Annotated in this window: 5 protein-coding genes; 1 reads left to right on the forward strand and 4 read right to left on the reverse strand. The window is 63.2% G+C overall.

The features are described from left to right. Positions 1 to 175: 175 nt before the first annotated feature. Genes pstB through PGX04_RS12690 form a run of 4 tightly spaced genes read right to left on the reverse strand, consistent with a single transcriptional unit; the run spans position 176 to position 4839 of the window. The gene (pstB, locus tag PGX04_RS12675) at positions 176 to 1102 is read right to left on the reverse strand and encodes a phosphate ABC transporter ATP-binding protein PstB (protein WP_273738832.1); all 927 of its coding nucleotides are present in this window, start codon (positions 1100 to 1102) and stop codon (positions 176 to 178) included. Beyond that, entirely contained in the window at positions 1099 to 2670 is a 1572-nt protein-coding gene (gene pstA, locus PGX04_RS12680; RefSeq protein WP_273738833.1) for a phosphate ABC transporter permease PstA, read from the reverse strand. Before pstA ends, pstB begins: the two co-directional genes overlap by 4 nt. Beyond that, positions 2667 to 3734, reverse strand: a complete 1068-nt coding sequence (gene pstC, locus PGX04_RS12685) for a phosphate ABC transporter permease subunit PstC (RefSeq protein WP_273738834.1) — start codon at positions 3732 to 3734, stop codon at positions 2667 to 2669. The genes pstA and pstC overlap by 4 nt, the downstream gene beginning before the upstream one ends. A gap of 46 nt (positions 3735 to 3780) precedes the next feature. Then, on the reverse strand, positions 3781 to 4839 hold the full coding sequence (locus PGX04_RS12690; protein ID WP_273738835.1) for a substrate-binding domain-containing protein: 1059 nt from the start codon (positions 4837 to 4839) through the stop codon (positions 3781 to 3783). Between the two features lie 221 nt (positions 4840 to 5060). On the opposite strand from PGX04_RS12690, the gene PGX04_RS12695 reads away from it, so the two are divergent. Further along, positions 5061 to 5396 (forward strand): hypothetical protein, encoded by a 336-nt coding sequence (locus PGX04_RS12695; RefSeq protein ID WP_273738836.1) that lies wholly within the window; start codon positions 5061 to 5063, stop codon positions 5394 to 5396. Positions 5397 to 5487 lie beyond the last annotated feature (91 nt).

The following is a 5487-nucleotide window of genomic DNA, read 5'->3' on the forward strand; positions in this document are numbered from 1 at the left end:
TCGCGGGAGCGACGGTTGACGGCCCGGTCACCCGCGATCACCTCGCGTGCGAGCGTCCGGTCGCCGGTAAACAGCGCACTGAGTCCGTCCGCGAGCTGCTCGCGGACGAGATCGCCCAGCGCGACGACCGCCTCGCGGAGGCGCTCGAGGCGTTTCCGGTAGTCCTCGCGCGTCATCACCCGAACTTGCCGGTGACGTAGTCCTCGACGCGTTGGCTCTCGGGATTCTCGAAGATCTTGTCCGTGTCGTCGAACTCGACGAGTTCGCCGCCGGTCAGGAAGACCGCCGTCTGATCGGAGATGCGGGCCGCCTGCTGCATGTTGTGCGTGACGACGACGACCGTGTACTCCTCGGCGAGCTCTTCGATGAGATCCTCGATCTTCGCGGTGGCGATGGGGTCCAGCGCGGAGGCCGGCTCGTCCATCAGAATCACGTCCGGATCGACAGCGAGACACCGCGCAATGCACAGTCGCTGTTGTTGCCCGCCGGACAGCCCCAGGGCATTGTCGTCGAGTCGATCGTTCACCTCCTCCCAGAGCGCCGCCTGCTCGAGACAGCGTTCGACGAGTTCTCGTTCGCGATCCGTGGAGTCGTCGCCGAGCAGTCGAGCGAGCAGCCCCGTCTCGACCTCGCCGTGCTTTCGCGGTCCGTAGGAGACGTTGTCTCGGATCGATTTCGGGAACGGGTTCGGTGACTGGAAGACCATGCCGACGCGTTTGCGGAGCTCGACGAGGTTGATGCCGTCCTGATAGATATCTGCGCCGTCGAGTTCGACCGTTCCATCGACGCGAGCACTCTTGATACGGTCGTTCATCCGGTTGAGACACCGAAGGAAGGTCGACTTCCCGCAGCCGGAGGGACCGATCAGCGCGGTTACGCTGTTTTCGGGAATATCCATCGTGATGCCCTGGAGCGCCTGTTCGTCGCCGTAGTAGACGTCAAGACCCTCGACCGAGAGCTTCGGCTCGCCTCGGAACTCGTACTCGGTCCACTCCGCTTGGGTCTTCTCCTGGGACTCACCGGCCGTGGTCTGCGTAACGGGAGTGGTCGATCGCTGATTCGATTCCGCTGTTTCTCGTGATTCGTTTACGCTGTTACTCATGCTTGTAGTTTCTTCCGGAAGTACATCCGAGTGGTAATGCCGACCACGTAGAACGAGAGGACGACGAGCAGGAGAACGAACGCCGTCGCCCACCCGTATCCCGGATCGTTACCGACGACGCCGGTCGTGATCGCACCGTACAGCTGATAGGGGAGCGCACTCGACCCGCTCAACAGCGCCTCGTTCACGATGAACGGCGGCGATGCCGTGAACTCGAACGAGCCCATGACCGCCGGTGCCGAGCTCCGCTGTGGGTTGTCTGCGGTAACGATCAGGATCGGTGCCGTCTCGCCGGCGATTCGGCCGATGCCGATGATGACGCCGGTGACGATCCCGGGCATCGCCGACGGGATCGTGACGTCCTTGATCGTCTCCCACTTGGAGACCCCGAGTGCTGCGCTGGCGTCCCGATACTCGTCGGGGACGCTCTTGATCGCCTCGCGGCTCGTGATGAGCACGAGCGGGAGGAGCATAAATCCGAGGACGATCATCCCGGCCAGCAGGCTCGTATTGTTGCCGAGCCGCGGGACGAGAAACGCGTACCCGAACAGACCGAAGACGACGCTGGGCGTACTCCAGAGTCCGTTCGTCGCGATGTCGATTACGGACGTGAACCGGCCCGCTTCGGCGTACTCCGTCAGGAACACCGCCGCACCGACGCCGATCGGAACGGCGAGCAGGACGGCACCGATGACGAGCCAGAACGTGCCGATGATCGCCGGATAGATACCCTTCTGGTCGAGTATCACGTTATAGCCGTCCATCACGAACGGCCAGTGGAAGTGCAGGCCCGGACCGAACTCGATGCCGTCGACCGCGTACGGGAGCCCGTTTATGACGATAAAGGCGATCAACAGGAGCAGTAACAACAGGATGAGCGCTGCGTTTGTCCCGATCAGGAAGAACGCCCCCGCCTGTCGGCCCGCCGCACCGAACCCCTGAAACGTGTTCGCGCCCGCCCACGCCGCGACGAAGCAGGCGACGATCGCCAGTACCGGAACGAAGACGGTGCCGTTGAACGTCACGCCGAACCCGGCCGGCTGCCAGCTCCAGGCTGCGTTCACGACGTCGAGCAGGAACAGGGCGCCGACGACGATGCTCAGCAGCCCCGCCGGTATCGTCACGCCGAGATCCTCCCGTCCGAGCAGGATAGCGGCGGCGACGCCGACGCCGGCGAGCAACGCGAGTGGCGCCCAGAGGAACCGTCCGAGGCCGAACGTCTGGGAGGCCGTCAGGCCGATCCCGCTGAACGCGACGAACCCGAACCCGAACGCGACCCCAGCGCCGGCCGATCTGTCTGGCGTGGTCTCGATGATGCCGTACCGGGAGCCGACGCCCGCGACGACGACACAGCCCCCTGCGAGAACCGGGAGCATCGTCAGGACGGTGTCGACGCCGATCCCGAGGACCATCGACTCGAGCGAGAGTTGGCCGGCCAGCGTGAGGCTACCGACGATAATGGCACCGAGGAACGCGACGACCGGAACGGCCGACAGTCCGGCCAGTGTGGCCGAGTGATCGACGTTCAACGGGTTTTGCGACTGGTGGCGGAGGGTCCGTTCGCTCATAGTTCACCTCCAAGCTTCCGTTTGACGCGCGCCTCGATCAGCTGCGCAGTGATACTCAACGCCATCACGGTCACGAACAGGACCACACCGGCGGCGAACAGCACCTGCATGTGGAGTCCGTGAGCGTTGCCGTACTGGCTGGCGATGAGGCTTGTCAGCGTCACCGTGTTGCCGAAGACGTTGTAGAGCGGTTCCGGTAGCCGCATCACGTTCCCCAGAATTACCGTTGCGGCCATCGTCTCGCCGACGGCGCGACCGACGCCGAGTAACACTGCAGCCGAGATCCCCGAGAAGGACGCGGGGAGGGTGACGCTCTTGATCGTCTGCCACTCCGTCGCGCCGATCGCGACGGCCCCGTCTTTCATGTGATTGGGAACGCTCGAGATCGCGTCCTCGGCGACGGATGCGACGGTCGGCAGCGCCATCAGCCCGACGACGACGCCGACGACGACGATGCTCCCGCTCGAGGTGAGCCCGAAGTTATTCATCATGTAGCCGTTGATGATCATGAACCCGATGTAGCCGTAGACGATCGACGGGATCCCCGCTAGCGTTTCGACGGCCGGCTTGACGATTTCGTGTGCCCACGACGGTGCGATCTCGCTGATGAAGATTGCCGCGGCGACCCCGAGCGGAGCGGCGACGATCGTCGCCAGAATCGTCGTCAGAACGGTCCCCCAGATCGCGGGATACAGCGAGTATCTGTCCTCACCCCGGCTCCAGTAGTTTCCGTCCGTGTAGAGGATATCGAGCCCCATCCGTTCGAACGCGGGGAACGAGCGGAGAAACAGATACGCCGTGATGAGCACGAGTATGAGCGCGGTCGAAACGGTCGCGAGGAACATCAGCCCCTTTGCGGTCGTTTCCTGCTGTGTGGTCCAGCCGTACACAGTAACCGCGAGAAACGCGATGACGAAGAATACCGTCAGCCCCGGGACGAAGAGGAAACTCAGTAACGCACCCACCAACGCAGCGCCGCCCGCGTAGAGAACGGGCGGTCGCCCACCGTTTGCGTTGCGGTCATCGGTCCCCGACGAGTCACTTGTTCGTAATGAATTCGACATTGGTGAATCAGTTCGTACAGTTGCGAAAGCAGTGCCGTCCCGCTACTCAGTTACTCGGCTCGGGGAGGTTGTCCAGCTGGGTTTGCTGTCGCTCGTCCGTCAGTCCGAGGTAGTCCGCGTTTTCGACGAAATTCTCCTGGCCGTAGTCGTGCAGGATCATCCGAATGAACGCGGCCTCCTTGTCCGACGTGTCCTCCCAAGTGTAACAGTGGAGGTCGCGTGCGAGCGGATAGCTCTCGTCGGCCATCTTCTCTCGCGTGTACTCCGTGCCGTCGATCACGAGGTTGACCATCGGCGCGCCGTCCGAGATGAACGCGAGACCGGCGTAGCCGATCGCGTTGTTCGAGTTCTCCAGGACCGACTTCACCTGCTGGTTTTCGCCGTGTCGGGCGTCGACTGACATGTCTGCGCTGGGATCACCGAGCACGTTGTTCCGGAACGACGTGTCGGTTCCGGAGCCTTCGGCGCGACCGATGACCTGAATCTCCTTGGATCCGCCGCCATAATCCTCGATCTCATTCCAGTCACTGATCTCCCCCTGATAGATCCCCTTGACCTCCTCGAGCGTGATCGATTCGAGCCCGTCGTCTTTGACTTCGCTGCTGACCATGATCGGTTGCGCGTCGACGCCGACGACGTGATCGACGAAGTCCGAGAGTTCGTCCTCGCTTCGGTCGGGGAACTCGGCCGCAACGGGAGCGCTCGCGTCACCGATGTCCACCTGCTCGTTCTCGAGTTTCTCGAGGCCGACGCCGGTGTGGTTCAGACCGATCGAGGTCTCGAACGGCGGGCCGTCATCGTCCGACTCGAAGCCGTAGAGGCCGCCCCAGTACTCCGCGAGGTTCTGATCGGTATCGATATCGTAGTTGCTCGGCATCCAGTAGTCCTCGTCGCCGGCCGGTGGATTCGAATTCCACAGGGAACCGGCCCGACTCGTGATCGGGTAAACCGTCGACGAACCGTCGGCCGAAAGCGAGTCGCCGCTGCTCCCGTCGTCGCTTCCGAGGCAGCCGGCGGCCGTCACGGCACCGATAGCACCGGTTGCCGCAATGAACTTCCGTCGCGATACCCCGTCAGCAGAACGTCCGAACTGGTTGTCTGCCATCACGTGTGAGATTCGAGAGGGTATAAAAATAGGATGCTATGAGCCATATATATGGATCAGTGTCCACATATCCCTATATAGACCAATGAGATAACGGATAGATCACTCGAGCTGACGGCTTCCACGAAGCGACTCCTCGAGGACCGACTGCTCGTTCGATTCGCCGCGAATGGACCGATAAATCGCTACACTGACTTGCGGCCGGCGGTAACGGTCGAGGTATGGTTTCGCTGCAGGGGGTCGCAGTCGCGGTGATCGGGTTCGCGGTCGTCCTCGGCTGTGCCGGTACCGTCTACCGAGATGCAGCTCGGCTCGAGATCTCGAGGCCCGCGCTCTGGGCGGGGATCGTGTTCGCCACCTGCGGCGGCGGGCTGGCACTCTATCTCGCTCCCCCGAACGTACCGATCCCCGGCCTGCTCGTGATCGTCGTCGGGGGGCCGGCGCTCTACCTGTTCGAGCGCGACGACGCCACGCACGGCGACGATCGCGCGGACCCCTACTCGCTGCCGGAGGGACCCGGCAGCGATTCCTCGAGCGACGACCGACGGGACGAGTAGGCGATCCGACTCGGCAGGTCGCCCGGAACACCACACGCCTTTTGACTGCGCCCGCCCAACGGCCGCACCATGAGCGACTCCGCGAACCCCG

This window comes from Natrinema soli (assembly GCF_028618695.1).